31 protein-coding genes are annotated in these 24,762 nt (G+C 39.6%); 26 read left to right on the top strand and 5 right to left on the bottom strand.

All coding sequences use genetic code 11. The annotated features are described in order from the left end of the window. Window positions 1-195: 195 nt before the first annotated feature. Together ACESOD_RS06990 and ACESOD_RS06985 are read left to right on the top strand one after the other, a co-directional pair. Window positions 196-1,410 (top strand): glycosyltransferase, encoded by a 1,215-nt coding sequence (locus tag ACESOD_RS06990; RefSeq protein WP_373094623.1) that lies wholly within the window; start codon window positions 196-198, stop codon window positions 1,408-1,410. A gap of 25 nt (window positions 1,411-1,435) precedes the next feature. Continuing rightward, a complete protein-coding gene (locus ACESOD_RS06985; protein ID WP_373094622.1) occupies window positions 1,436-2,314 on the top strand; it encodes a glycosyltransferase family 2 protein in 879 nt (292 codons plus the stop codon). A gap of 105 nt (window positions 2,315-2,419) precedes the next feature. Here ACESOD_RS06985 and rnjA read toward each other — a convergent pair whose 3' ends face one another. Both rnjA and ACESOD_RS06975 read right to left on the bottom strand, forming a co-directional pair. Beyond that, window positions 2,420-4,099 (bottom strand): ribonuclease J1, encoded by a 1,680-nt coding sequence (rnjA, locus tag ACESOD_RS06980; RefSeq protein WP_373094621.1) that lies wholly within the window; start codon window positions 4,097-4,099, stop codon window positions 2,420-2,422. 1 nt (window position 4,100) lies between these two features. Beyond that, complete coding sequence (locus ACESOD_RS06975) at window positions 4,101-4,334, bottom strand: DNA-dependent RNA polymerase subunit epsilon (RefSeq protein ID WP_000639568.1); 234 nt, start codon at window positions 4,332-4,334, stop codon at window positions 4,101-4,103. Between the two features lie 270 nt (window positions 4,335-4,604). Between ACESOD_RS06975 and ACESOD_RS06970 the strand changes: the two genes are divergently transcribed. Next, complete coding sequence (locus ACESOD_RS06970; RefSeq protein ID WP_373094620.1) at window positions 4,605-4,820, top strand: hypothetical protein; 216 nt, start codon at window positions 4,605-4,607, stop codon at window positions 4,818-4,820. Between the two features lie 367 nt (window positions 4,821-5,187). On the opposite strand, the gene ACESOD_RS06965 is transcribed toward ACESOD_RS06970, so the two are convergent. Continuing rightward, on the bottom strand, window positions 5,188-5,331 hold the full coding sequence (locus tag ACESOD_RS06965; protein WP_000588573.1) for a bacteriocin: 144 nt from the start codon (window positions 5,329-5,331) through the stop codon (window positions 5,188-5,190). A 1-nt stretch (window position 5,332) separates the two neighbouring features. Continuing rightward, complete coding sequence (gene cibA / locus ACESOD_RS06960) at window positions 5,333-5,515, bottom strand: fratricide two-peptide bacteriocin subunit CibA (RefSeq protein WP_049502797.1); 183 nt, start codon at window positions 5,513-5,515, stop codon at window positions 5,333-5,335. Between the two features lie 172 nt (window positions 5,516-5,687). Here cibA and tsaB point away from each other — a divergent pair, with 172 nt between their 5' ends. From tsaB to ACESOD_RS06885, 15 genes are all read left to right on the top strand, one after another. Continuing rightward, the gene (gene tsaB, locus ACESOD_RS06955; RefSeq protein WP_373094619.1) at window positions 5,688-6,371 is read left to right on the top strand and encodes a tRNA (adenosine(37)-N6)-threonylcarbamoyltransferase complex dimerization subunit type 1 TsaB; all 684 of its coding nucleotides are present in this window, start codon (window positions 5,688-5,690) and stop codon (window positions 6,369-6,371) included. Beyond that, window positions 6,368-6,805 carry a ribosomal protein S18-alanine N-acetyltransferase gene (gene rimI / locus ACESOD_RS06950; protein ID WP_373094618.1) on the top strand — a complete coding sequence of 146 codons (438 nt, stop codon included), beginning with the start codon at window positions 6,368-6,370 and terminating at the stop codon, window positions 6,803-6,805. Before tsaB ends, rimI begins: the two co-directional genes overlap by 4 nt. Further along, a complete protein-coding gene (tsaD, locus tag ACESOD_RS06945) occupies window positions 6,795-7,805 on the top strand; it encodes a tRNA (adenosine(37)-N6)-threonylcarbamoyltransferase complex transferase subunit TsaD (protein WP_373094617.1) in 1,011 nt (336 codons plus the stop codon). Before rimI ends, tsaD begins: the two co-directional genes overlap by 11 nt. A 110-nt stretch (window positions 7,806-7,915) precedes the next feature. Further along, window positions 7,916-8,779, top strand: a complete 864-nt coding sequence (locus tag ACESOD_RS06940; RefSeq protein WP_373094616.1) for an XRE/MutR family transcriptional regulator — start codon at window positions 7,916-7,918, stop codon at window positions 8,777-8,779. A 115-nt stretch (window positions 8,780-8,894) separates the two neighbouring features. After that, window positions 8,895-9,563, top strand: coding sequence for a CPBP family intramembrane glutamic endopeptidase (locus ACESOD_RS06935; protein WP_373094615.1), 669 nt, complete (start codon window positions 8,895-8,897; stop codon window positions 9,561-9,563). A 120-nt stretch (window positions 9,564-9,683) separates the two neighbouring features. Further along, a complete protein-coding gene (locus ACESOD_RS06930; RefSeq protein WP_373094614.1) occupies window positions 9,684-10,361 on the top strand; it encodes a CPBP family intramembrane glutamic endopeptidase in 678 nt (225 codons plus the stop codon). An 11-nt stretch (window positions 10,362-10,372) separates the two neighbouring features. Further along, window positions 10,373-11,041, top strand: coding sequence for a CPBP family intramembrane glutamic endopeptidase (locus ACESOD_RS06925; protein WP_373094613.1), 669 nt, complete (start codon window positions 10,373-10,375; stop codon window positions 11,039-11,041). 120 nt (window positions 11,042-11,161) lie between these two features. Then, complete coding sequence (locus tag ACESOD_RS06920) at window positions 11,162-11,836, top strand: CPBP family intramembrane glutamic endopeptidase (protein ID WP_373094689.1); 675 nt, start codon at window positions 11,162-11,164, stop codon at window positions 11,834-11,836. A gap of 161 nt (window positions 11,837-11,997) precedes the next feature. After that, window positions 11,998-12,693, top strand: coding sequence for an AzlC family ABC transporter permease (locus ACESOD_RS06915; RefSeq protein ID WP_373094612.1), 696 nt, complete (start codon window positions 11,998-12,000; stop codon window positions 12,691-12,693). Further along, entirely contained in the window at window positions 12,683-13,006 is a 324-nt protein-coding gene (locus ACESOD_RS06910) for an AzlD domain-containing protein (protein WP_049548103.1), read from the top strand. Before ACESOD_RS06915 ends, ACESOD_RS06910 begins: the two co-directional genes overlap by 11 nt. 102 nt (window positions 13,007-13,108) lie before the next feature. Then, the gene (locus tag ACESOD_RS06905; RefSeq protein WP_060955090.1) at window positions 13,109-13,951 is read left to right on the top strand and encodes an amino acid ABC transporter substrate-binding protein; all 843 of its coding nucleotides are present in this window, start codon (window positions 13,109-13,111) and stop codon (window positions 13,949-13,951) included. Between the two features lie 153 nt (window positions 13,952-14,104). Beyond that, on the top strand, window positions 14,105-14,959 hold the full coding sequence (locus tag ACESOD_RS06900; RefSeq protein WP_060955091.1) for a MetQ/NlpA family ABC transporter substrate-binding protein: 855 nt from the start codon (window positions 14,105-14,107) through the stop codon (window positions 14,957-14,959). Window positions 14,960-15,080: 121 nt separating this feature from the next. Further along, on the top strand, window positions 15,081-16,454 hold the full coding sequence (locus ACESOD_RS06895; RefSeq protein WP_373094611.1) for a M20 family metallopeptidase: 1,374 nt from the start codon (window positions 15,081-15,083) through the stop codon (window positions 16,452-16,454). Then, window positions 16,447-17,508 carry a methionine ABC transporter ATP-binding protein gene (locus ACESOD_RS06890; RefSeq protein WP_320692657.1) on the top strand — a complete coding sequence of 354 codons (1,062 nt, stop codon included), beginning with the start codon at window positions 16,447-16,449 and terminating at the stop codon, window positions 17,506-17,508. The genes ACESOD_RS06895 and ACESOD_RS06890 overlap by 8 nt, the downstream gene beginning before the upstream one ends. Window position 17,509: 1 nt before the next feature. Then, window positions 17,510-18,202 (top strand): methionine ABC transporter permease, encoded by a 693-nt coding sequence (locus tag ACESOD_RS06885; RefSeq protein WP_004250431.1) that lies wholly within the window; start codon window positions 17,510-17,512, stop codon window positions 18,200-18,202. Window positions 18,203-18,397: 195 nt separating this feature from the next. Here ACESOD_RS06885 and ACESOD_RS06880 read toward each other — a convergent pair whose 3' ends face one another. Beyond that, the gene (locus ACESOD_RS06880; RefSeq protein WP_373094610.1) at window positions 18,398-18,967 is read right to left on the bottom strand and encodes an MptD family putative ECF transporter S component; all 570 of its coding nucleotides are present in this window, start codon (window positions 18,965-18,967) and stop codon (window positions 18,398-18,400) included. 131 nt (window positions 18,968-19,098) lie between these two features. On the opposite strand from ACESOD_RS06880, the gene ACESOD_RS06875 reads away from it, so the two are divergent. The 8 genes from ACESOD_RS06875 to ACESOD_RS06840 all read left to right on the top strand — a co-directional run bounded on the left by ACESOD_RS06875 (window position 19,099) and on the right by ACESOD_RS06840 (window position 24,708). After that, a complete protein-coding gene (locus tag ACESOD_RS06875; protein ID WP_373094609.1) occupies window positions 19,099-19,971 on the top strand; it encodes an Rgg/GadR/MutR family transcriptional regulator in 873 nt (290 codons plus the stop codon). Between the two features lie 166 nt (window positions 19,972-20,137). Continuing rightward, window positions 20,138-21,385 carry a transporter gene (locus ACESOD_RS06870; RefSeq protein WP_373094608.1) on the top strand — a complete coding sequence of 416 codons (1,248 nt, stop codon included), beginning with the start codon at window positions 20,138-20,140 and terminating at the stop codon, window positions 21,383-21,385. 77 nt (window positions 21,386-21,462) lie between these two features. Beyond that, window positions 21,463-22,743, top strand: coding sequence for a histidine--tRNA ligase (gene hisS / locus ACESOD_RS06865; RefSeq protein ID WP_373094607.1), 1,281 nt, complete (start codon window positions 21,463-21,465; stop codon window positions 22,741-22,743). Continuing rightward, a complete protein-coding gene (locus ACESOD_RS06860; RefSeq protein ID WP_373094688.1) occupies window positions 22,743-23,207 on the top strand; it encodes a hypothetical protein in 465 nt (154 codons plus the stop codon). Before hisS ends, ACESOD_RS06860 begins: the two co-directional genes overlap by 1 nt. 9 nt (window positions 23,208-23,216) lie before the next feature. Continuing rightward, on the top strand, window positions 23,217-23,423 hold the full coding sequence (locus ACESOD_RS06855; RefSeq protein ID WP_049508780.1) for a helix-turn-helix transcriptional regulator: 207 nt from the start codon (window positions 23,217-23,219) through the stop codon (window positions 23,421-23,423). Beyond that, complete coding sequence (locus ACESOD_RS06850; RefSeq protein WP_320692673.1) at window positions 23,423-23,626, top strand: hypothetical protein; 204 nt, start codon at window positions 23,423-23,425, stop codon at window positions 23,624-23,626. Before ACESOD_RS06855 ends, ACESOD_RS06850 begins: the two co-directional genes overlap by 1 nt. Further along, window positions 23,623-23,973, top strand: coding sequence for a PspC domain-containing protein (locus ACESOD_RS06845; RefSeq protein WP_373094606.1), 351 nt, complete (start codon window positions 23,623-23,625; stop codon window positions 23,971-23,973). The genes ACESOD_RS06850 and ACESOD_RS06845 overlap by 4 nt, the downstream gene beginning before the upstream one ends. A gap of 6 nt (window positions 23,974-23,979) precedes the next feature. Then, window positions 23,980-24,708 carry a DUF3169 family protein gene (locus ACESOD_RS06840; protein ID WP_373094605.1) on the top strand — a complete coding sequence of 243 codons (729 nt, stop codon included), beginning with the start codon at window positions 23,980-23,982 and terminating at the stop codon, window positions 24,706-24,708. The last annotated feature ends 54 nt before the right edge of the window (window positions 24,709-24,762 follow it).

The following is a 24,762-nucleotide window of genomic DNA, read 5'->3' as shown; positions in this document are numbered from 1 at the left end:
AGGGAAGTATCGTGAATTCCAAATATTTTTATGGCATCTATTGTTATACTGGGGATAATATAGAAGAATAGTACTAAATAAAATCTAGATCTTGTCCGATATGTATTCGTAGGGTTCAAGTTTACTTTATTCGTTTAAAAATAAATAAGTATTTAATAGATAGGATAATTGAGAAAAGAAAAGGAGAATGGGGTAGTGAGAAGGGCAATCGTACTTGCAGGTGATAATGGTTATATGGAGAAGTTAGAAGTTGCCATAAAATCTATTGTTGCAACAAACAGTCATATTAATTTTTATGTTATCAATGATAATCTTCCTCAGGAGTGGTTCTGGTTGATGAATAATCGCTTAGAGTCTGTTCAGTCAGAAATTCAGAATGTTAAAATTTCTTCCGATCAGATAAAGGGCTATTCCTTGCCTATGGATCATCTTTCTTATGCAACTTTTTATCGCTATTTTATTGGTGAAGTAGTCGCAGAGAATCGAGCTCTTTATATAGATGCAGATATCGTTGTTACAGGCGATTTAACTCCTCTCTTTGAGATGGATTTAGAAGGATATGCTTTAGCAGCTGTAACTGATGGTTTAGATGTGAATAAATTCAATGCAGGTGTTTTACTGATTGATACTGCTCTTTGGAGAGAAGAAAATGTCTGTCAGCAACTATTGGAGTTAACCAATCGTTATCATGAGGAAGAATTTGGTGATCAAGGGATCTTAAATCGATATTTTAGAGGACGCTGGAAAAAATTACCAGAAAAATATAATGTGATGGTTGGTATGGATACCTTTGCTCATACTTTTAATGCTTTTGAGTGGTATGATCGAGCGAATCAGTTAGAAAAAGAAGCGGTCATCATTCATTATGCAGGAGATAAGCCATGGAATCAGTGGAATTTGAATCGTTGTCGCGATATTTGGTGGTTCTATTATGGATTAGAATGGTCTGAAGTCTTACTTAGAAAGAGTGTTCTCAAACATGGGTTTAAGGATCTGGTGAAGAGGCCTCGTTATCATACAGCGATATTCACAAATTCAGCTACGATGGAACAACTTGAAACTTTGATAGGAGCACTACCTGATGTTCAGTTTGAAATTTTAGCACATACAAATTTTGCACCAGGTGTCATTGCTTTGGAGTCTTATCAAAACGTTTCTCTCTACCCTCGATTTACTCTTTATAACGCTCAGGTGGCGTTAGAGCATATGGATTTTTATCTGGATATTAATTACCATGAAGAAATTTACGATATTATTAACAAGGTAACTACACTTGAAAAACCTATTTTTTCTTTTGATGTTACCCAACATAGTCATAGTGAGAATGAAAATAATGCTTACTGTTTCAGTGTAGATAAAGTTGAGGATATGATTGCCTCAATCCAGCAATATTTGAAGAACTTAGACTAAAAATTGAATAAAGAGAGAAATAAAAATGGAAAAAATAAGTGTTATCGTCCCTGTTTATATGTCAGAGGCCTATCTTGAAAAATGTTTAGATAGCATTCTTCAACAAACTTATCAAAATCTTGAAGTTATTTTAATCAATGATGGTTCAACTGATGGTTCGGCAGCTATTTGTCAACGATATAAAAATCAAGATGCGCGTGTTAAAGTTTACCATAAGCCAAATGGAGGAGTTGCTTCCAGTCGCAATCGTGCCTTGGAAGCTGTGACAGGTGATTACATTGTCTTTGTGGATAATGATGATTGGCTAGAGTTAGACCATATCCAAAGCCTTTATGATTTATTGAAAAAAACGGATGCAGATATTGCAATTGGTAATTTCACTCAGTTTATTGAAGATCAGGGAAGTTTTTTAATCCATGTAGGTGCAGATAACTATTTTGAACAAGTGTATAGCCCTTTTGATTGGTTCCATCATCAATATGACGGAAAATATAATCTTAGTCAATGTTTTACTGTTCCGTGGGCAAAACTCTATAAAGCGGAGCTTTTCAAGGATATTGTCTATCCAACGGATCAGAAGGTAGAAGACGATTATACGACCTATAAGGCTTACCTTCAAGCAGATAAGATTGCCTATATGAATAAAGCCATTTATATTCATAGAAAACGATCCACAAGTGTGACTAGAACAGTTAATCTTGCAGATGTTTATCCTTTAAAGAGTATTGAAGAGCGTCTGACTATTTTGAATCTGATTGGCGCACCTCAGGAGTTGTTGGATAAGGAAATTCAGGCTTATAAATGGCGATTATCCATTCATGAAGAAGAATCATTGAAACGCGGAGATATGGAAGCTTATCAACAGATTTTGGTGAAAAAAGCTATTGAGACCAAGCGTCGGTGAGAGCGATAGGATTTATAGACTAGTTGATTAAAGAAAAATAATTAGTACAACTTATTGTAAAATAAAAAAATTCTCTGAAGTCATAGGATTTCAGAGAATTTTTTCTTATTCTTCATCTGGTGTGAGAATCATCGGAATGATGATTGGTTCACGTTCAGTATTTTCATAAAGGAATGGTCGAATGGCATTTACGATAGCGCCATTGACAGACTGGACGCTGGCATCTTTGTTTTTCAATGCGATACGAATTGCATTGAAAAGGATTCGTTGGCTTTGGCGGATCAAGTCACCAGATTCGCGCATGTAGACGAATCCGCGACTGAGGATATCTGGTCCAGATAGGATCATCTGAGACTTGAAGTCAACGGTTGCGACAGCCAGTACAACACCATCTTCAGATAAATCACGACGATCTTTAAGCACAGCTGCACCGATTTCGCCGATACGATTTCCATCGACGTAGATATCCTGAGCATTGAAATGACCTGCGATACGAGCAGAGTTTGCAGTGAGGGCAAGCACATCACCATTACTCATGATAAAGATATTGTCCTTCTCTACGCCAGTATCCACTGCTAGTCCAGCGTGGACTTTCTGCATGCGGTATTCACCGTGAACAGGCATGAAGTATTTTGGCTTAATCAAGCGGAGCATAAGTTTTTGCTCTTGCTGACCACCGTGTCCAGATGTATGGATGTTGTTAATCTTACCATGGATGACTTCAACACCAGCTTCAGAAATGATGTTAATCAATTTGTTAACGCTAGTGGTGTTTCCTGGAATTGGGCTAGATGAGAAGATAACAGTATCACCAGGTTGGAGTTGCACTTGACGGTGAGTTCCGTTAGCGATACGAGAGAGGGCCGCCATAGGTTCGCCCTGACTACCTGTACAGAGGATCAGAATCTCACCCGCAGGATAGTCTTTGATTTCATTTGGTTCGATGAAGGTTCCCTTAGGAGCCTTGATGTAACCTAGTTCAATCCCGTTGACAATGGCCTTTTCCATAGAGCGTCCAAAGACAGCAATCTTACGACCTGTTTTAACAGCAGCGTCAGTAGCTTGTTGGAGACGGAAGATATTTGAGGCGAAGGATGCAAAGATGATACGTCCCTCGATACCTTGGATAATCTTCATGATCGACTGGCCGACAACCTTTTCAGAGTTTGTAAAGGTTGGCACTTCAGCATTGGTCGAGTCAGAGAGCAAACAAAGTACTCCATCTTCACCTAGAGCTGCCATGCGGTGCAAGTCTGCAGGTTCACCAACTGGTGTAAAGTCAAACTTGAAGTCTCCCGTACAGACGATTTTCCCTTGAGGTGTGTGGATGACAATTCCCAATGGTTCTGGAATCGAGTGGGTTGTTCTAAAGAAAGTTGCTTTAAGGTTTTTAAAGGTCAACTCCGTGTTGTGGTTGATTTCGTGAAGTGTAGCATTACGCAAAAGTCCATGCTCTTCGAGTTTTCCACGGATTAAGGCAAGGGCCAGTGGACCTGCATAGATAGGGATGTTTGCTTGCTTGAGCAAGAAAGGAATCCCTCCGATATGGTCCTCGTGTCCGTGTGTAATCAAGAGAGCCTTGACGCGGTCGATATTTTCTACAATATAAGAGTAATCAGGGATAACGTAGTCGATACCAAGCAGGTCATCCTCAGGGAATTTAATCCCTGCATCAACGATGATAATTTCGTCTTGATATTCGATTCCGTATGTATTTTTACCGATTTCTCCTAGACCACCAATAGCAAAAACGCCAACTTCTTCTGGTTTAAGAGTGTAGGCCATATTAGAACTCCGTAATTTCGAATGCGCCAGTTTCTTTTTCGTAGTCTAGCAATTTGTCAGACAAGAGTTCGATATACTCGATATTATATTCTGGACGATTTTCTTCGACAAGTTGGCGAGCAGCGATACGTCCTTCAAGTTCTGAACTAGCATCGATGTCTAAGTATAGTGAGCGTGTTGTTTCACGACGTGGGCTACGGTCTTTTGTTTCTTGATAAAAAACTTTGTAAATCATATGTTTCCTTTCTGCTTTAAGGTCAGCTTTATTCAAAAATGCTCAGTTTGAAGCTGGTTTGATTCCAGTTCATTTTTTGTCTTTATTGACCTTGATTCGTTACAATTATCTCAATTATAACATAAAAAGGGGAATTAGTAAAAGCAGGAAACATGGAAGTAAGGAGCTTGAAATGGGTTTCATTTTGCCTTGTATAAGTATTTGAAGACTTCAGATGCAAGTGCTATAATAAAGTTAGCAGAGACGTTTCTATACCAAGGAGGTTGCCCTATGTATAACTTATTTTCTTTTGCTATCGGTATTCGTTTGGTAGCTTTTATGATTTTTGTTGCCTGTGTTTACGGAGGAAATGTTTTGTATACTCGGCTAGAGTATCGGAAAGCCAAATTCTTTTGGAAGATTAGCTTCGTGACTCTGTATTCGTTTTTCCTTCTCCTTGTGACTTATGTGGTCTGGTTTGTATTTTACTTTGGTTTGAATACTTAACTTCAGTTGTTTATTTATATCTGCTGATTGAACGAATATCTGGTATAAAAAGATAGCGAATCTAGTTACAAAAAAAATCCATCCCAACTATTAAGATAGGGTGGATTTTTCAACTTTTTCTCAAATTCGGTGTCCAATTTTTCCTCAAACAGAGGTTATATTTTCAGGCCCTATCCTTATTTTTACAGTTATGATTGCTTTGTTCAAAAAAAGAGTTGAAGCATAAAAATAAGACAATACAAACAGATAAATCAATTGGCAATGGTATAGTAGTAATGCTTAAATCGTTGAGAATACTGATTAAACTGTAAGATATGAAGAAAATAAAATTCATCCTTCTATAAATGTGTCTTTTATCTAGCATGACTTATCCAAACTTTTTACGGAGATCTTTTCCAATGGTATAAGCTGCCATAAATAAAGCTATACCAACACCTACACCAAAACCACCCTTGATTTCTTGCAATTCTTTATTGGAAATTTCATGATATTTGTCTAAATCTTTAATCATACTAACCTCCTAAAAAATAACCAGCTGCTAAGCCAGAGCCTACAAGTGCTGTTCCGCCAGCAACAGCTTTCCAAGAAACTGCTACACCAAAGATAACCAAGGGAGCGAGACCACCATCAATATCTGATAATTCATTTTCAGATAGCGATACAAATTGATTGTCAATATTTTCGAAATTTGTCATTGAACTTTCCTCCTTTTTTCTTGTTCACTTTTATATTCGGAAACGAAAAGGAAAAGTTGCGATTTTTTTGAAGATTTCTTTTCACTGTGATTTTTGATACAAAACAAAGAAAATTCCCATGTGCCTTCTTTTGTAGTATAATAGTAAGCAGACAAAAAGATAGGAATGTGTTATGAAAGTATTAGCTTTTGATACGTCCAGCAAGGCTCTCTCTCTTGCTATTTTAGAGGACAAGCAGCTTCTTGCCGAGACGACAATCAATATCAAGAAAAATCACAGTATTACCCTTATGCCTGCCATCGATTTTTTGATGGCAAGTTTGGATTTGACACCTAAGGATTTGGATCGAATCGTAGTGGCAGAGGGGCCAGGTAGCTACACAGGCTTGCGAATCGCAGTAGCAACTGCTAAGACGCTGGCTCATACTCTGAACATCGAGTTAGTTGGGATGTCAAGTCTTTTAGCCCTGGTGCCGAGCCAGCAGGAAGGTTTGGTTGTCCCTTTGATGGACGCACGCCGTAACAATGTGTATGCAGGATTTTATGAAAATGCCCAGCCAGTCTTTCCAGAAGCGCACCTATCTTTTGAAGGGGTGTTAGAAAAAGTCAAGGATGCTGAGCAGGTAGCCTTTGTCGGTGAAGTTGGAGCCTTTGTGGATCAAATCCAAGAACAATTGCCACAAGCCAACTATCTAGAAACCTTACCAAACGCAGCCAATCTTGCTCTTTGGGCCTGGGACAAGGAAGCAGACTCCTTGCACGACTTTGTGCCGAATTACCTCAAGCGTGTCGAAGCTGAGGAAAACTGGCTTAAAAACCATACGGAGTCTGGCGAATCTTACATTAAACGCCTATGATAGAGATTAAACGAATCCACCAGCAGCCTGACTTGGCACAAGCCATCTATGCTGTTATGGCAGATGTTTATCCAGTTAGTCCTTGGACTCTGGAACAAATCCAAGCAGACCTGTCTCAAGACCAGACTTGGTATGCATTGGCTTACGAAGGGATAGAAGTGATAGGTTTTTTAGCTGTTCAGGAGAATCTTTTTGAAGCAGAAGTCTTGCAAATTGCTGTCAAAAAAGCCTATCAAGGTCAGGGGATAGCCTCGGTCTTGTTTGCAACTTTGCCAATAGATAAGGAAATTTTCCTCGAAGTCAGAAAGTCCAACCACCGAGCGCAAGCATTTTACAAGAAAGAAAAAATGGCAGTCATCGCTGAGAGAAAGGCCTATTACCATAATCCAGTTGAGGACGCCATTATCATGAAGAGAGAAATAGATGAAGGATAGATATATTTTAGCATTCGAGACATCCTGTGATGAGACCAGTGTCGCTGTCTTAAAAAACGATGATGAGCTCTTGTCCAATGTCATTGCTAGTCAAATTGAGAGTCACAAACGTTTTGGGGGCGTAGTTCCTGAAGTGGCTAGTCGTCACCATGTTGAGGTCATTACAGCCTGTATCGAGGAGGCGCTGGCAGAAGCAGGGATTACAGAAGAAGATGTAACAGCTGTTGCGGTTACTTATGGACCAGGCTTGGTCGGAGCCTTGCTAGTTGGTTTGTCAGCTGCCAAGGCTTTTGCCTGGGCACATGGACTACCTCTAATTCCCGTTAACCACATGGCTGGCCACCTCATGGCAGCTCAAAGTGTCGAGCCCTCGGAATTCCCCTTACTAGCTCTATTAGTCAGTGGTGGACACACAGAGTTGGTCTATGTTTCTGAGGCTGGTGATTATAAGATTGTTGGTGAAACTCGTGATGATGCGGTTGGTGAAGCCTATGACAAGGTCGGTCGTGTCATGGGCTTGACCTATCCAGCAGGTCGGGAGATTGACGAGTTAGCCCACCAAGGTCAGGATATTTATGATTTCCCACGTGCCATGATTAAGGAAGATAATCTGGAGTTCTCATTCTCAGGTTTGAAATCTGCCTTTATCAATCTTCACCACAATGCTGAGCAAAAGGGAGAAAGCTTGTCCAAGGAAGACCTATCGGCTTCCTTCCAAGCAGCAGTTATGGATATTCTCATGGCAAAAACCAAGAAGGCCTTAGAAAAATACCCTGTTAAAACTCTAGTTGTGGCTGGTGGTGTAGCAGCTAACAAAGGATTAAGAGAACGCTTGGCAGCTGAAATCACTGACGTTAAGGTCATCATTCCACCCCTGCGTCTCTGTGGAGACAATGCGGGTATGATTGCCTATGCCAGCGTTAGCGAGTGGAACAAAGAAAACTTTGCAGGCTTGGAGCTAAACGCCAAACCAAGTCTTGCTTTTGATACTATAGAATAAAAAGTCAGCTTGAAGCTGGCTTTTTTGCTAAAATATTTTATAATATGTTAAAAAAGTAAAAGTTTTTACGAATAGAATAGTAAAGGGAATCTTAAAAAGGGAGTTTGACCATGATTGAAAAACAGGAATTAGGAGAATTTTACAAGGAATTACGTTTGGCGAGAAAGCTCAAGCAGTCAGATGTGGCTTGTGCTGGACTAACAGCCTCTCAGCTATCCAAGTTTGAGTTAGGGCAGTCTATGCTATCTGCAGATAAGTTGATCCTAGCTATCCAAGGGATCAATGTGACCTTCGATGAGTTTGGGCACAAGCTCAACAACTACCAAGAGTCTCCACATATGCGATTTGGTAGAAGGGTTGTGGATCGCTTTGCCCATCAAGATATAGCTGGCTTAGAACAATTGTTGAAAGAAATTGAGCAAGAACAGATGGCGCAGACTTATCGCCGTTTGAACTCTATTGTGATTAAAGATGCTATCCATTCACTAGATAAAAGCTATCCGCTAGCAGAGGAGGATAGCGAGTTTTTAACCACCTATCTCTATGCTATCGAGTCTTGGACCTGGTTTGAACTCTATATTTTTTGCAATACCATGCCTTTTTTGAGCAATCAAGATCTGATCTTTTTATCAACCTCCTTACTCGAAAAATCAAAGGAATTTAAAGAATTGGCACACAATAGACTGTATATGAAAAGTGGCTTTCTCAATATCATCTCAGAGCTTATGGAGCGCAAACTTTTCTCTTACATCCCAATCTTTGAGTCCGAGTTGGAGAGTATGCTCCGTCCGTATGATGTTTTTGAGAAAGTATCATGGCAATTTTTAAAGAAATTGAGTGTTTTCCTTCAAACCAAGGGAAGCAATCAAAAAGAGATTGAACACTTTATCCAATCTCTGCAAATATTAGAAAACCCACAATTATCAGCACTTTTTGAATTACGTTTACAGCAATACAAAGCACTTATCGATTAGTTAGAAATCGCAAATGTGAAATTCCTATCAGAAAAAATGTCAAATATGCGATTTTTAAAAATATGGAATTTTTCGTGTTATACTGTCTTCATTCCATAGTATAGGAGAAAAAAGAATGAAAAAGATCATCTCACGCTACTACTTTTTTGTAGCCATTCTACTTGTCATTGTTTACCAGTACTTCAGTGGTCTGGTTTTAAACAACGATTTTACTGCTGGTCTATCTAAATTTGGCTATTATTTTTCGGATATGATGTTGAAATTTCTTGTGGTTCTGCTTGCTCTTGTTGCCATGATTTGGGCAGGAAAATGGCAACAAATCAACAGTAGAAAATTTAAAGGATCCTATCTTTTTTATTCTTTTTTAGCTTTTCTTGCATTATTTATTTGGAATTTTGTTACATTTTTCCTATTCCCACCTACCCAAAATGGACTTGCTTACCAACTCGCTGTTCCGACTTTTACAGGAGCTACGGCATTTTTGATGTATTTTTTCTATCCTGTGATTGCAGGTCCCATTTTTGAAGAGATGATTTATCGTGGATTGGTGATGACCGCTTTGGAAAAATGGAAAAAATGGGGACTGGACGTGCTTGGTTCTGCTGCTTTATTTGGAATTCTGCATATTAGTGATTATGGTTGGGTCTTGACAGACTTTTTCGTATATATGGGTGGCGGTATCATATTTGCGGTCTTGTTTAGAGTGACAAAGTCTATTTATTGGTCTATTGGACTGCATATAGTCTATAACGGTATCGGGCATATACTTCCTTTGTTATTTTAGAGGATTTTGAGAATCATAAATCAAGTGAAGAGTCCTCATCGTGGTGCTTTTGATTGGGCTGTAGAGCCAACAGGTGAGTGGTTAAGACGTCGTCGGTAAAATAGTATAGGAAGTAATTAAATGAAGAAAATGAAAGAAATGAAATTTCATCTAGCAACTGGCTTGTTGCTTTTGACCTATTACCTCATTTTTAATGTCATACCAGACTTAGATTTTACTGTAGCTTTGTCTGATGAGATCTACTATGTGTTCCAGGTTTTATTAGTACTTATCCTGGGAACTGTATCTACAATTATTTTTGTCAAAAGTGAACATTGGAAAGAGTGCGGTCGTTTCCAGTTTCGTTGGTCTTACCTAGGTGTTTTCTTTCTTTCTTTTTTCTTATTATTTGTGTGGGCAAATCTAGCAACACGTATCTTTCCTCGTACGCAAAATGGAAGTACGGTAGTGGAAATAGCCACCAGTTTGACAGGAATTAGCTATTTTATTACGCGTGTACTTTACGGTAGCCTTATCGCACCTATAGCAGAAGAAATCGTGTGTCGTGGTTTTTTGATGACAAGCTTGTCTAAATTTAAAAACTACTATATTGATGTTCTTGTTTCTGCTGGCATATTTGGCGCTATGCATGTTTTACAGCATGGTTGGATAACGACAGATTTCATACTCTACTTTGTAATGGGCTTGATATTTTGCATGATGTTTCGCTGTACACGCTCTATTTATTGGACCATAGCTTTACATGCTTCATGGAATACCTTCTTGCTTATTGTTAGCTTATTGGTGTTTGGATTTTAGAAGGGTGATATATGAAAAAGATAATCTCACGCTACTACTTTTTTGTAGCCATTCTACTTATCATTGCGGACCAGTTCTTCATCCGTCTGGTTTTACACAGCGACTTGGCTGCTGGTCTATCTGATTTTGGCTATTATTTTTCGAATATGATGTTGAATTTTCTTGTGGTTTTGCTTGCTCTTGTTGCCATGATTTGGTCAGGAAAATGGCAACAAATCAATAGCAGAAAATTTAAATGGTCCTATCTTTTCTATTTCTTTTTAGCTCTTCTAGCTTTTTTTGTTTGGAATTTCGTTACATTTTTTATTTTCCCGTCCACCCAAAATGAAATTTCTTATCAACTGGATCTTCCTACTTTTACAGGTCTTACTGCATTTTTGATGTATTTTTTCTATCCAGTGATCGCAGGTCCCATTTTTGAAGAGATGATCTATCGTGGATTGGTGATGACAGCTCTGGAAAAAGGGAAGAAGTGGGGACTGGATGTGCTTGGTTCGGCTGCTTTATTTGGAATCTTGCATATCAGTAGTCATGGTTGGGTCTTGACAGACTTTTTCGTATATATGGGTGGTGGTCTAATAATGGCAGTCTTTTTTAGAGTGACAAAGTCTATTTATTGGTCTATTGGACTGCATATAGTTGATAATGCCATTGGTCAAATTCTGCCTTTGTTATTTTAGTGGATTTTAAGAATCATAAATAAAGGGATATGTCCTCATCGTGGTGATTTTGATTGGATAAAAGGACTCTGGAGAGGTTTGGCTGAGAGACGATGTAAATAAAATAGAAAAGTATCAATGATGAAAGGGAAAGACAGGAAATTCTACTTGACAACTGTTTTGATCATAGCCACCTATTACTTGATTTTTAATTTTGTAGCAAGGTTAGAATTTGTTAACCAATTATCAGATTTTGGATTTTATGGCTTGCAAATTTTATTGATAGTTCTTGAGGGGATTGCTGCTACAGTGGTTCTTGTAAAGAGTCAAGGTTGGAGAGAATGCGGTCGTTTCCAGTTCCGTTGGGCTTATCTGGGTGTCTTCTTTCTTTTCTTTATACTGATGTTTGTGTGGGTAAATATAACGACTCTGATTTTTCCTAGCACGCAAAATGGGAGCGAAATGATGAAAGAAGCTGCTAACTTGACAGGAATTAGTTACTTTATAATGCGCATTCTCTATGGCAGTCTCATTGCTCCTATCGTTGAAGAGTTGGTTTTTCGTGGGCTTCTAATGACGGCGTTGTCCAAATTTAAAAAGTATTATGTTGATGTCGTCGTTTCCTCCACACTCTTTAGTCTCATCCATGTTTTACAATATGGATGGGTGTTAACAGACTTCATCGTTTATGCAGGTGCAGGTATGCTACTCTCTATGCTATTTCGTTATACTCATTCAGTGTATTGGTCAATGGCTCTTCATATCTTGTGGAATACATTTTTAATCGTTGTTAGTTTATTGGTATTTGGGTACTAAATCTAAAATAGTTTATAAGTTGCATCGTAAGACTGGCCTCCCAGTCTTTTTCTGTTCTTATCAATCAGCAGACTTTGTTCTATTTTACGAATATGTTATAATAATGTTTGCTGTGACTGTTTGAAAAGCAGTTGCTGAAGGAATGATTAGTGAGGAAGTTTATGAAAGAAAAAGGATTTTGGGAAGGTGTGCAGGCAGCCATGCCGACGGCTCTGGGTTATGTTAGTATTGGCCTTGCCTGTGGAATTATCGGATCTCCCTATGTAACACCAGTAGAAATGGGCCTAATGAGTCTCTTTGTCTATGCTGGAAGTGCCCAGTTTGCTATGATAGCCTTGATAGCAGTTCAAGCTCCAGTAGCTGCTATTGCCATGACGGTCTTTTTGATTAATCTGCGCCTCTTTTTGCTGAGTTTGCATGCGTCGACCTATTTTCGCCATACCAGTCTTTGGCAAAACATCAGTATGTCTAGCCTCTTGACTGATGAGACCTATGGCGTTTTGATGGGCGAGTTGGTGCATACGGATAAGGTTAACCCCATGTGGATGCACGGGAACAATCTTAACAGCTATGTAGCTTGGTTTGTCGGAACCGTAGTCGGAACTGCTCTAGGTGGACTTCTACCAAATCCAGAAATTTTTGGCTTAGATTTTGCCCTAGTGGGGATGTTTATTGGGATTTTTTCTTCCCAGTTTCAGATTATGCAAAAACGGATTCCTTTGCGCAATCTCTTCATAATTTTAGCGGTTGTAGCTGTATCTTTCTTTTTGCTCTTGACGGTGGTGTCTCAGTCATTAGCTGTCTTGTTTGCGACCTTGCTAGGTTGTACCATGGGGGTGGTCTTGGATGGTCAGTAAGTATATTTTAATGGCAATCGTCTTTTCTGGTTTGGTGACTTGGATTCCAAGAATGATTCCATTCATCTTAGCCAAGTACAAGGGTTTGCCACCTATTGTCGAGCGTTTTTTAAAATTTCTACCAGTTTCTATTATCTTTGCATTGATTCTTTCAAGTGTTGTGACAGGAAAAGTTGGAAGCCTTCCGCAGATAAAGTGGTTAGACTTTTTAGCAGTCTTTCCAACGGCTTTTGTAGCCTTTCGCTATCGCAATCTGGTAGGGACTGTTCTCTTTGGGGTGGTCTTGATAGCAGTCCTACGTTTGGTCTTTTAATCAGCCATAAAGAAAACCTATCACAAATATAGAAATCATATAATAGCGTAATTCCTTTTTTTCTGTTAAGATAAGATTGTATTCTATTTTGGAGGAAATATCATGAAAAAAATCGTTAAATATTCATCACTTGCTGCCCTAGGGCTTGTAGCCGCAGGTGTATTGGCAGCTTGCTCAGGTGGTGAAAAGAAAGAGGCGGCATCTGGTGAAGCAACATCTGATAAGAAAGAAATCGTCGTAGCAACTAACGCGTCACCAAAACCATTTAACTATGAAGAAAACGGTGAGTTGACTGGTTTTGAGATTGAGGTTGTTCGCGCTATCTTTAAAGACTCTGACAAGTATACTGTCAAGTTTGAAAAGACAGAATGGTCAGGTATCTTTGCAGGTCTTGACGCAGATCGTTACCAAATGGCAGTTAACAACATCAGCTACACTAAAGAACGTGCAGAAAAGTACCTTTACGCAGCACCAACTGCTAAAAATCCTAACGTTCTCGTAGTTAAGAAAGATGATAACAGTATCAAGTCGCTTGATGATATCGGTGGAAAATCTACTGAAGTCGTTCAAGGAACAACATCAGCTAAACAATTGGAAGAATACAACAAACAACACGCAGATAACCCAACTGTCCTTAACTACACAAAAGCTGACTTCCAACAAATCATGGGACGTTTGAGCGACGGACAATTCGACTACAAGATTTTTGATAAAATCGGTGTAGAAACAGTTATCAAAAACCAAGGTTTGGATAACTTGAAAGTCATCGAACTTCCAAGCGACCAACAACCTTACGTTTACCCACTTCTTGCAAAAGGTCAAGATGAATTGAAATCATTTGTTGACAAACGCATCCAAGAACTATACAAAGACGGAACTCTTGAAAAATTATCTCAACAATTCTTTGGTGGTTCTTACCTTCCAGCAGAAGCTGATATTAAATAAGTTTGTAAATCATCCATTCTCTCGTAGGTGGATGATTTTGTAATTTTTAGGCCTATAGTTTCAAACTATAACCCTGCCTATCTAATAACAATTTGCTAAATCAAATAAAGTATGAGATACTATTACAGTATTATTTTTAAAGGAGAACGAATCATGAAAATCAAAAAATGGTTAGGCGTAGCAGCTATCGCTACAGTAGCAGGCCTTGCACTTGCAGCTTGCGGAAATTCAGAAAAGAAAGCAGACAATGCAACTACAGTTAAAATTGCGACTGTTAACCGTAGCGGTTCAGAAGAAGCACGCTGGGACAAAGTTCAAGAATTGGTTGAAAAAGACGGAATTAAATTGGAATTCACAGAGTTTACAGACTACTCACAACCAAACAAAGCAACTGCTGATGGTGAAGTAGACTTGAACGCATTCCAACACTATAACTTCTTGAACAACTGGAACAAAGAAAACGGTAAAGATCTTGTAGCGATTGCAGATACTTATATCTCACCAATCCGCCTTTACTCAGGTAAAAACGGAGAAGAAAACAAGTACACTAAAGTGGAAGAAATCCCAGCAAACGGAGAAATCGCTGTACCTAACGATGCTACTAACGAAAGTCGTGCTCTTTACCTTCTTCAATCAGCTGGTTTGATCAAATTGGACGTTTCAGGAACTGCGCTTGCGACAATCGCAAACATCACAGAAAATCCAAAGAACTTGAAAATCACTGAATTAGACGCAAGCCAAACAGCTCGTTCATTGTCATCCGTTGATGCGGCTGTTGTCAACAACACTTTTGTTACAGAAGCAAAATTGGACTACAAGAAAGCACTCTTTAAAGAGCAAGCTGACGAAAACTCAAAACAATGGTACAACATCATCGTTGCGAAAAAAGATTGGGAATCATCACCTAAAGCTGATGCAATCAAGAAAATTATCGCAGCTTACCACACTGATGAAGTGAAAAAAGTTATCGAAGAAACTTCAGACGGCTTGGATCAACCAGTTTGGTAATAAACACAGGGAGGTGGGAGAGATTTTTCCACCTCTTGCTTTTATATAGAGACTAAAGAAAAGGAATATCCACTTGTATTGATTCCAAAGGTACAAGTCCTAGTAGAAAGGTAGAGAGAAAATGGTTTTCCCTAGCCAAGAAGAACAAATTGAAAAGTTTGAAAAGGATCATGTAGCGCAACATTACTTTGAAGTTTTGCGTACCCTGATTTCTAAAAAATCAGTCTTTGCCCAACAAGTCGGCCTTAAAGAGGTGGCTCGTTATCTAGGCGAGATCTTCAAGCGTGTAGGTGCAGAGGTCGAGATTGATGAGAGTTATACGGCACCCTTTGTCATGGCGCATTTTAAAAGTTCACGTCCAAATGCCAAGACTATCATTTTCTACAACCACTATGACACAGTACCTGCGGATAGCGACCAAGTCTGGACAGAGGATCCATTTACGCTTTCTGTGCGTGATGGCATCATGTATGGACGCGGGGTTGATGATGACAAGGGGCATATCACAGCTCGTTTGAGTGCTTTGAGAAAATATATGCAACATCATGATGATCTGCCTGTCAATATCAGCTTCATCATGGAAGGAGCTGAAGAGTCTGCCTCTATGGACTTAGATAAATATCTAGAAAAACATGCAGATAAACTCCGTGGGGCAGATTTATTGATCTGGGAGCAAGGGACCAAGAATGCCTTAGAACAGTTAGAAATCTCTGGTGGAAACAAGGGAATTGTGACCTTTGATGCCAAGGTCAAGAGTGCAGACGTCGATATCCATTCTAGCTATGGTGGTATTGTGGAGTCAGCTCCCTGGTACCTGATCCAAGCCTTGACCAGTCTTCGTGCTGCTGATGGGCGTATTTTGGTAGAAGGTTTGTACGATGATGTGCAGGAACCGAACGAACGTGAGTTAGCCTTGGTTGAAACCTATGCCCAACGCAATCCAGAGGAAATCAGCCAGATTTATGGCTTGGAATTGCCACTTTTACAAGAGGAACGTACAGCCTTTCTCAAACGTTTCTTCTTTGAACCAGCACTCAATATCGAAGGGATCCAGTCTGGTTATCAGGGGCAAGGAGTTAAAACGATTCTACCGGCTGAGGCTAGTGCCAAGCTAGAAGTTAGATTGGTTCCAGGCTTGGAACCACATGATGTTTTGGATAAAATCCGGAAACAACTAGACAAAAACGGCTTTGATAAGGTAGAATTGTACTATACCTTGGGTGAGATGAGCTATCGGAGCGATATGAGTGCGCTAGCCATTCTCAATGTGATCGAGTTGGCCAAGAAATTCTATCCACAGGGCGTTTCAGTCTTGCCGACTACAGCTGGGACAGGACCTATGCATACGGTATTTGATGCCTTAGAAGTACCCATGGTTGCCTTTGGGCTTGGAAATGCTAATAGCCGAGACCATGGTGGAGATGAAAATGTGCGAATCGCCGATTATTATACCCATATTGAATTAGTAGAGGAGCTGATTAGAAGCTATGAGTAGAGATATTATTAAGTTAGATCAGATCGATGTGACTTTTCACCAAAAGAAAAGAACAATCACAGCGGTCAAGGATGTGACCATTCACATTCAAGAAGGGGATATCTACGGAATCGTTGGATATTCTGGAGCAGGGAAATCAACCCTAGTTCGTGTTATTAACCTCTTACAAAAGCCATCTGCAGGCAAAATTACCATTGATGACGATGTGATTTTTGATGGCAAGGTGACCTTGACGGCCGAGCAGTTGCGTCGTAAACGTCAGGATATCGGGATGATTTTCCAGCATTTCAACCTGATGAGTCAGAAGACGGCAGAGGAGAATGTAGCCTTTGCCCTCAAACACTCTGGTCTCAGCAAGGAAGAAAAGAAGGCTAAAGTAGCTAAACTGCTTGACTTGGTTGGTCTTGCGGACCGTGCCGAAAACTACCCTTCGCAGCTTTCTGGAGGTCAAAAACAACGTGTGGCTATTGCGCGTGCCTTGGCAAATGATCCAAAAATCTTGATTTCAGATGAATCAACTTCTGCCCTTGACCCTAAGACAACCAAGCAAATCTTAGCTTTGCTGCAAGATTTGAACCAAAAACTAGGTTTGACCGTTGTCTTGATTACACACGAGATGCAGATTGTCAAAGACATTGCTAACCGTGTAGCCGTTATGCAAGACGGTCGCTTGATTGAAGAAGGTAGCGTTCTTGAAATCTTCTCAGACCCTAAACAACCTTTGACTCAAGACTTCATCTCAACAGCCACAGGTATTGACGAAGCTATGGTCAAGATTGAGAAACAAGAAATCGTAGAGCACTTATCTGATAATAGTATTCTGGTACAACTCAAGTATGCAGGAGCTTCTACAGATGAGCCACTTTTAAATGAATTGTATAAGCACTACCAAGTAACAGCCAATATTCTCTATGGAAACATCGAAATTTTGGATGGTACTCCTGTTGGTGAGCTTGTGGTTGTCTTGTCAGGGGAAAAAGAAGCCTTGGCAAGCGCTCAAGAGGCCATCCGTCAGGCAGGTGTGCAACTAAAAGTATTGAAGGGAGGACAGTAAGATGGCAGAATTAATTAAAGCATACTTACCAAACGTCTACAAGATGGGTTGGTCTGGTCAAGCTGGCTGGGGAACAGCTATCTACTTGACTCTTTATATGACGGTTCTTTCCTTTATCATCGGAGGTTTCCTAGGACTGGTTGCAGGGCTTTTCCTTGTCTTGACAGCTCCAGGTGGTGTCTTGGAAAATAAAGTTGTTTTCTGGATTTTGGATAAGATTACCTCTATTTTCCGTGCGGTACCATTTATCATTCTCTTGGCAGTCTTGTCACCCTTTTCTCATCTAATCGTAGGAACAAGCATTGGTCCAAATGCGGCTATCGTACCCCTATCTTTTGCAGTCTTTGCCTTCTTTGCCCGTCAAGTACAGGTGGTATTGGCTGAGCTAGATGGTGGTGTCATTGAGGCAGCTCAAGCTAGTGGAGCGACCTTCTGGGATATCGTTGGTGTTTACCTATCAGAAGGTCTTCCAGACTTGATCCGTGTGACGACTGTAACCTTGATTTCACTAGTCGGTGAAACAGCCATGGCGGGAGCGGTCGGAGCAGGTGGTATCGGTAACGTAGCTATCGCCTACGGATTTAACCGTTTCAATCATGATGTAACAGTCCTTGCGACTCTCATCATTATCCTGATTATCTTTACAATTCAGTTCTTGGGAGACTTTTTGACCAAGAAATTAAGTCATAAATAAAAAAAAGAGCCAGCTAGCTCTCAGATTGAAGAAAAAGTCAATTTTGGACAATTTTCTTCAATCTTTTTCTTTTACTAGAGAAAATAAAAAACTCTTAAAAATGGCATGTTTCAGCATTTCTAAGAGTTTTCAAGATGTAGTAAAATTACCGAAAGGATTTGTCTACCTTCTGAGAGCCGTGTGCTTCTTTTTCTATCACATTTTGTCTGCAAACTTCTTACTAAGTTTTTGTCCGATCAAGGCACCAAGTAAAGCACCAATGAGGACACTTGCTACAAAGAGAAGGATAGTACCAGGATTAGGAGCGACCATGATGCGATCAATATAGTCCTGAGATTTTCCACGAGCAACTAGGGTTGCTATGTAAGCTTGAGGTGTCAACCACATGAGTAGGATGGGACCAGTAGTACCAAAAGCAAAAACTAGGAAGGAAAGAAGGTTCTTAATCTTATCTTTGTAGTGGCCAAGATGAGCAATACCATCTGCCACAAGTCCACAGATGATTCCTGGCAGAAAGGCTCCAGCACCATGCTTGCTCCCGAGGAAAAATAGAGAAATTACAAGTCCAATCGTAGTAATCGCTCCAAAACGAGGCACTTTTGCTAAAAGGATTATATAGACGCTACCACCCACAAGAGCAGAAAAGGCAGGGGCGTAAAACATATTTCCAGTGTGGTCGACAAGGTTCCCTAGTAGAACCCCCACTCCGATACAGAGAAAGTAGACAAGAGCAGCTACAAGGGTCGTCAAGATATTCTTTTTCATAAGTTCTCCTTCGTATATCTGATGTTATTCATTGTATCATGCCTGTGGCAGATTGTAAATGCTGGTTTGGAACTAGTATTTATTAGGAAATGTGGTAAAATAGGAAAAAATAAAAGACGAGTGGTAAGAGGATGAAGAATTTAGGAAAAGTTTTTAAAGAGCTACGAGAATCAAGAAAAATTTCCTTGAGAAAAGCAACAGGTGGACGCTTTTCAGCATCCTTATTGTCGCGTTTTGAAAATGGTCAGAGTGAAATATCTGCTCCAAAGTTAATCACAGCTTTGGAGAATATTCATGCGAGTATGGAAGAATTGTTATTTTTGGCGAGAGGTTTTCATCAGGATGCCTATTCTGAATTTAGAAACAGAATAGTCGAGGCTATCGACCCTCAAGATTTGACATCCTTGCGCACTATCTACCAGAGAGAATACCAACAACTTCCTTTTTCAAAGGATAAACAGCAACACATTCTCAATGCTATTTTAATAAAATCCTATATGAAAGCCATTGATGAGACGGTTACATTGACATTTGAGGAAGAAAGAGTCCTACATGATTATCTATTTTCTGTTGAAATTTGGGGATACTATGAACTGTTGTTCTTTTCTTCCTGCTCTCCTCTTTTATCAGTCCAGCTTTTAACAAAGTATACCCGGGAAATGTTGTGGAAGTCAGATTTCTTGCAAGGAGTTGGGAAAAATCGAAATATGATGCACACCCTGCTCCTCAATGGTTTTATGGCCTGTATTGAAGTTGATGATTTTACCAATGCCCTTTATTTCAAAAAACAAATTGAAAAGAACTTCTTTGAAGAAAATGAAACCTATTTTCGAATAGTCTACCTATGGGCAGAAGGTTTGCTTGATAGTAAGCAAGGAAGAGCGGAGGAAGGACAGAGAAAAATGGAGGACGCTATCCGTATTTTCGAGATGATCGGTTGTCGCAAATCTGCAGATTATTATAGAAGTGCCATGAGTGTTGAATATCTGCAACTGGATAAATGAAATTGAAACGATAGGACTGTGAAGATACTTAATAGTAGTAGAAAATTATAGCGTTTTCGTTATTCGTTTAATCTGTTGCATATATTCAAAAAAGTATTCTCGAGGGATTCTTGATGCTATACTAGAACTACCATAAAAGTAGAATGTGAGAAAGAAAGGAATCTATATGAAACTATTACTAAGAAATCAAGCTTACAGAGTTTTGAGCTTATCACGATTTTTCAATGCTTTTGGCGCTTCCATTTTTAATTTAGTATTTGTGGTCTATGCCTCGACTTTGCCAGAGGCTTCTGTTGCCGTTGCCATGGCGAATGTTGTGATGATGCTTCCAACTCTTTTTACAGTTTTTGTGGGAATTCGGGCAGATTATACCAAGGACAAGGTCAAATGGATGACCTATGTCGGTTTATTTCAGGCGGTTTTATTTTTTCTAGCAGCCCTAGTTGTTCAGCAAGCTAGTTTCTTTGCCTTTTCGACCCTTTGCCTCATCAATGTCCTTAGTGATGTAGCCAGTGATTTTGCTGGTGGCTTGCGAATGCCTCTCGTTAAAGAGAAGGTCGCGGAGCAGGATCTGATGGAGGCCTATTCCTTTTCGCAGTTTATTACCTACATCTCTGCGATTGGCGGCCAAGCTTTTGGAGTTTGGCTATTAGGGGTGTCAACACAGAACTTTTCGCTCGTAGCGGGAATCAATGCCTGTTTCTTCCTCGTATCAGCCTCTGTTCTCTTTTTAGGAAAAAGCAAATTGAGCCTGTCAATTTCATCTGCTGATGGTGAAATCCTAAAGAATGAGAAGCTTTCTATCAAAGACCAATTTCTAACGATTTACCGAAATTTACGCCTTGTTTTTCTTAAAAGTGGACAGAAAAACTTTGGTTTTATGCTCTTTGCTGTTTTGCTTATCAATGCCTTGGGTGGCGCTTTGGGTGGAATTTATAATATATTCTTTTTGAGCCATTCACTTTTGGATTTTTCTTACACAGAGGCGTTATTTATCAGTCAATTCTGTGCTTTGTTAGCAATCATCATCAGTAGCCTTACGGGCAATGATTATGTTGGGAAACAGTCCTTGCCTAGATTGATGATGTGGGCTACCGTAGGACTCAGTCTAATTGGTCTGGCTAACGTATTCAATCAAGTCGTGCTTGGTTTGCTATTTCTCTTTTTAACTCTGTATGTGTCTGGTAAAGTTTCACCAAAGATTAGTGCCATGCTCATGAAAAATCTAGCTCCAGAAGTTTTAGCTCGTACCAGTAATTTTTTAGGTTTATTGTTTACCTTATCCATACCTGTGGGAACAGCTTGTTTTTCACTTGTAGCCGTATGGAATATACAGTTGACTTGGATGCTATTTGTTGGTTTTTCCTTGCTAGCTATTCTTTTGACAGTTATTAATCTCAAAAATGATATCTAAATCCAAATTTTTTTCTCACTGTCTTAATCCCTCTATTTATGGTAAAATAAGACTATTAAGTTTAAAGAGGATTCCCTATGAAATTACAAAAACCAAAAGGAACGCAGGATATTTTACCTGCTGAATCTGCCAAATGGCAGTACGTTGAGGGCTTTGCCCGTGAGATTTTCAAGCGCTATAACTATGCGGAAGTGCGCACGCCTATTTTTGAGCATTACGAGGTCATCAGCCGCTCTGTCGGCGATACAACGGATATCGTAACTAAGGAAATGTATGACTTCTATGATAAGGGTGACCGCCATATCACCCTCCGTCCAGAAGGAACTGCGCCCGTTGTCCGTTCTTATGTGGAAAATAAACTCTTCGCCCCAGAAGTGCAAAAGCCAAGTAAGTTCTACTACATGGGGCCAATGTTCCGCTATGAGCGCCCACAAGCAGGTCGTTTACGCCAATTCCACCAGATTGGAGTGGAGTGCTTTGGATCTAGCAATCCAGCTACCGATGTAGAAACGATCGCTATGTCAGCCCACTTCTTGAAAGCAATCGGTGTTCAAGGTGTCAAACTACACCTCAACACTCTTGGAAATCCTGAGAGCCGTGCGGCTTACCGTCAGGCCTTGATTGACTACTTAACACCGCTCAAGGAGACCTTGTCTAAGGATAGCCAACGTCGCTTGGAGGAAAATCCTCTCCGTGTCTTGGACTCTAAGGAAAAAGAAGACAAGGTGGCTGTGGAGAATGCACCATCTATATTGGATTACCTGGATGCAGAAAGCCAAGCTCACTTTGATGCTGTTCGTCAGATGTTGGAAAATCTCGGAGTAGCCTATATCATCGATACCAACATGGTGCGTGGTTTGGACTACTATAACCACACGATTTTTGAGTTTATCACAGAAATCGAGGGCAATGACTTGACAGTCTGTGCAGGTGGTCGCTATGATGGCTTAGTTGCTTATTTCGGTGGTCCTGAGACTGCTGGATTTGGTTTTGGACTTGGTGTTGAGCGTCTTCTTTTGGTCCTTGAAAAACAAGGTGTAGCACTTCCTATCGAAAACGCCCTAGATGTCTATATCGCAGTCTTGGGAGAAGGAGCAAATGTTAAGGCCTTGGAATTAGTACAGGCTCTTCGCCAACAAGGTTTCAAAGCAGAGCGTGATTACCTCAACCGCAAGCTTAAAGCTCAGTTTAAGTCAGCCGATGTCTTTGCAGCTAAGACCCTCATCACTCTTGGAGAGAGCGAGGTCGAAAGCGGACAAGTGACAGTTAAGAATAACCAAACTCGAGAAGAAGTTCAAGTTTCGCTTGGTGCTATCAGTCAAAATTTCTCAGAAACCTTTGAAAAACTAGGATTTTAATAACACATAAACTGGTCAGGATTTTACTCCTGACCGTTTTCTTTTGCAAAATGACAAAAATCATAAACTTTTTGACAAATATGCTTGTCAAAAAGAAAAAGATGTGTTACAATATAATCAAGTTAAGAGAAAAGGAGAAAGGAACAATTATGTGGGCATTAGGATTTGTACCTCTTGTGTTTATGTTTTATCTCTATCATACCCAAAGGGTCAAGAAACTAGAGAATAAAATCAAAAGAATTGAGCAAAAACAGAAAGGAAATAAAGAAATGTCAAGATTATTAAAAGAATTGATTGGGAAAAAACCAACAATCTTTGGACAAGTTTTTGGGACAGACAATTGGGAAGTTGTAGATGTTGATGAGGAGTGGGTCAAGCTACGCCGTGTAAATAAAAAAGGAAAAGAAAAATTCAAACTACAACGCATTGAGGATATCCAAACCGTTGAATTTGACGGAAAGTAGGTGTGTGACATGCAACTAAAAAATCGTCTAAAAGAGCTTCGGGCTCGCGATGGCCTCAATCAAACCGAACTGGCCAAGCTAGCAGGCGTGTCCAGGCAGACCATTAGTCTACTGGAGCGAGATGAGTACACGCCATCCATCGTCATTGCCCTGAAGATTGCTCAGATATTCCATGAGCCAGTCGAGTCAGTCTTTCGCCTAGAGGAGGATGAATGATGAACAAGTATAAAGGGATTTATTATCTATGTATAGTTGTGTTTATCGTTAATCTTTTGGCCATGATTGGAACCCTATTTGGTTGGTTTACTATCGTTGAAAGTAAATATCTCTTCTGGATAAATTTAGTTCTACTATTGGTCTTTAGATGGGTAGAGAGAAAGATAAAGTTTAAAGAGATCGTAAAAGGAGAAAAATTATGAAAGAATTTTTAGCAGGTTTTCAAGTAGATACTGAGAACAAAGAACTTGCAGGTGTTTGTGCAGGTCTAGGAAACTATTTTAACATCCAGACCAATGTCGTTCGTTTGGTGACAGTCTTGTTGTTTCTTTCTTCGACGGAGTTCGGGATTATAACAGTGACTCTCTATGCTTATCTAGCAGGTTGGCTTGGCAATGAGCCATTAGGAGATGGAGCGAAAAAAGCAAGAAACCAAGCTATTATCTTACTTGTTGTTTGTTTGCTTTTGGTGTCACTTGGAGCAGAGGGATTGACAGCTATTTTTGAATCAGGTAAATCCTTTGGTCAGTGGTTGGCTGGATTGGTTTAGAGGGGGATGAATATGAAAAAGAAACGAGTGCTATATTTATTATTATTGTTTATATCAGCATTTATTACAGGTATGTTTATGGGACGTGCTTTGGCAATGGGAGTCAGTTTCAATCTAACAGATTTGATTCCTTGGCTTTCTGGCTCTAGTTTATTATTGGCATTGATTAGCATCCTTTTGGCTTTCAATTTCCTAAAGAAAAGTAGGGGATTTCACTCCTTGTATCAAGAGGAAATGGATGACAATCTGAATGAAACTTATTATGTGCAAATGTATCGAAATCTTGAGTTTGGAACAATTGCTTCTAACATAGTTTCAGTTACGACTTTGTTAGCATTTTTTATATCGGCGACTGAAGTGCTTATACTTGGTAATAGTTATTTAACCTTAGTACTCTCTTTACTAGGTTTGATGTTGCTATTTGTTGTTCAAAAATATTTATTAAAGACAATTTCGATTGTTCGTCAGTTCGATTTGGCATTTTTCTCCATGCCAAAGGATGTGTTAGATTATGTAAATTCTTACGATGAAGGAGAACGACAAGCTAATTTGGAACAAAGTTTTCGGGTTTTATTCCAATTAAACCAATATGTTTTACATGGTTTGTATATTTTGATTACTATCGTTTCTGTGCTTACAAGAGAAATTCAGTTATTAGCCCTTTTAGCCGTAGCTGTAGTTCATATCTATATCAATTTAATGCAGATACCGATGATAAAACGTTATTTCAAATAGAAACGATCACTGAAACTACTAAAAGTTATTAGTTGGTTTAGATAGAGGTCAGAA

The sequence above is a fragment of the Streptococcus oralis genome (genome assembly GCF_964238205.1).
In the GTDB taxonomy this organism is placed as follows: domain Bacteria; phylum Bacillota; class Bacilli; order Lactobacillales; family Streptococcaceae; genus Streptococcus; species Streptococcus oralis_CZ.
The sequence above is the reverse complement of the archived record's forward strand: the minus strand, read 5'-3'. Positions and strand labels throughout refer to the sequence as shown.

What these genes read in the sequence shown, in the direction of transcription:
- ACESOD_RS06985 (WP_373094622.1), top strand. Translation starts at nt 1,436, where the DNA reads ATGGAAAAAATAAGTGTTATCGTCCCTGTTTATATGTCAGAGGCCTAT.
- rnjA (WP_373094621.1), bottom strand. Translation starts at nt 4,099, where the DNA reads ATGGCCTACACTCTTAAACCAGAAGAAGTTGGCGTTTTTGCTATTGGT.
- ACESOD_RS06975 (WP_000639568.1), bottom strand. Translation starts at nt 4,334, where the DNA reads ATGATTTACAAAGTTTTTTATCAAGAAACAAAAGACCGTAGCCCACGT.
- ACESOD_RS06970 (WP_373094620.1), top strand. Translation starts at nt 4,605, where the DNA reads ATGTATAACTTATTTTCTTTTGCTATCGGTATTCGTTTGGTAGCTTTT.
- ACESOD_RS06965 (WP_000588573.1), bottom strand. Translation starts at nt 5,331, where the DNA reads ATGATTAAAGATTTAGACAAATATCATGAAATTTCCAATAAAGAATTG.
- cibA (WP_049502797.1), bottom strand. Translation starts at nt 5,515, where the DNA reads ATGACAAATTTCGAAAATATTGACAATCAATTTGTATCGCTATCTGAA.
- tsaB (WP_373094619.1), top strand. Translation starts at nt 5,688, where the DNA reads ATGAAAGTATTAGCTTTTGATACGTCCAGCAAGGCTCTCTCTCTTGCT.
- rimI (WP_373094618.1), top strand. Translation starts at nt 6,368, where the DNA reads ATGATAGAGATTAAACGAATCCACCAGCAGCCTGACTTGGCACAAGCC.
- tsaD (WP_373094617.1), top strand. Translation starts at nt 6,795, where the DNA reads ATGAAGGATAGATATATTTTAGCATTCGAGACATCCTGTGATGAGACC.
- ACESOD_RS06940 (WP_373094616.1), top strand. Translation starts at nt 7,916, where the DNA reads ATGATTGAAAAACAGGAATTAGGAGAATTTTACAAGGAATTACGTTTG.
- ACESOD_RS06935 (WP_373094615.1), top strand. Translation starts at nt 8,895, where the DNA reads ATGAAAAAGATCATCTCACGCTACTACTTTTTTGTAGCCATTCTACTT.
- ACESOD_RS06930 (WP_373094614.1), top strand. Translation starts at nt 9,684, where the DNA reads ATGAAGAAAATGAAAGAAATGAAATTTCATCTAGCAACTGGCTTGTTG.
- ACESOD_RS06925 (WP_373094613.1), top strand. Translation starts at nt 10,373, where the DNA reads ATGAAAAAGATAATCTCACGCTACTACTTTTTTGTAGCCATTCTACTT.
- ACESOD_RS06920 (WP_373094689.1), top strand. Translation starts at nt 11,162, where the DNA reads ATGAAAGGGAAAGACAGGAAATTCTACTTGACAACTGTTTTGATCATA.
- ACESOD_RS06915 (WP_373094612.1), top strand. Translation starts at nt 11,998, where the DNA reads ATGAAAGAAAAAGGATTTTGGGAAGGTGTGCAGGCAGCCATGCCGACG.
- ACESOD_RS06910 (WP_049548103.1), top strand. Translation starts at nt 12,683, where the DNA reads ATGGTCAGTAAGTATATTTTAATGGCAATCGTCTTTTCTGGTTTGGTG.
- ACESOD_RS06905 (WP_060955090.1), top strand. Translation starts at nt 13,109, where the DNA reads ATGAAAAAAATCGTTAAATATTCATCACTTGCTGCCCTAGGGCTTGTA.
- ACESOD_RS06900 (WP_060955091.1), top strand. Translation starts at nt 14,105, where the DNA reads ATGAAAATCAAAAAATGGTTAGGCGTAGCAGCTATCGCTACAGTAGCA.
- ACESOD_RS06895 (WP_373094611.1), top strand. Translation starts at nt 15,081, where the DNA reads ATGGTTTTCCCTAGCCAAGAAGAACAAATTGAAAAGTTTGAAAAGGAT.
- ACESOD_RS06890 (WP_320692657.1), top strand. Translation starts at nt 16,447, where the DNA reads ATGAGTAGAGATATTATTAAGTTAGATCAGATCGATGTGACTTTTCAC.
- ACESOD_RS06885 (WP_004250431.1), top strand. Translation starts at nt 17,510, where the DNA reads ATGGCAGAATTAATTAAAGCATACTTACCAAACGTCTACAAGATGGGT.
- ACESOD_RS06880 (WP_373094610.1), bottom strand. Translation starts at nt 18,967, where the DNA reads ATGAAAAAGAATATCTTGACGACCCTTGTAGCTGCTCTTGTCTACTTT.
- ACESOD_RS06875 (WP_373094609.1), top strand. Translation starts at nt 19,099, where the DNA reads ATGAAGAATTTAGGAAAAGTTTTTAAAGAGCTACGAGAATCAAGAAAA.
- ACESOD_RS06870 (WP_373094608.1), top strand. Translation starts at nt 20,138, where the DNA reads ATGAAACTATTACTAAGAAATCAAGCTTACAGAGTTTTGAGCTTATCA.
- hisS (WP_373094607.1), top strand. Translation starts at nt 21,463, where the DNA reads ATGAAATTACAAAAACCAAAAGGAACGCAGGATATTTTACCTGCTGAA.
- ACESOD_RS06855 (WP_049508780.1), top strand. Translation starts at nt 23,217, where the DNA reads ATGCAACTAAAAAATCGTCTAAAAGAGCTTCGGGCTCGCGATGGCCTC.
- ACESOD_RS06850 (WP_320692673.1), top strand. Translation starts at nt 23,423, where the DNA reads ATGAACAAGTATAAAGGGATTTATTATCTATGTATAGTTGTGTTTATC.
- ACESOD_RS06845 (WP_373094606.1), top strand. Translation starts at nt 23,623, where the DNA reads ATGAAAGAATTTTTAGCAGGTTTTCAAGTAGATACTGAGAACAAAGAA.
- ACESOD_RS06840 (WP_373094605.1), top strand. Translation starts at nt 23,980, where the DNA reads ATGAATATGAAAAAGAAACGAGTGCTATATTTATTATTATTGTTTATA.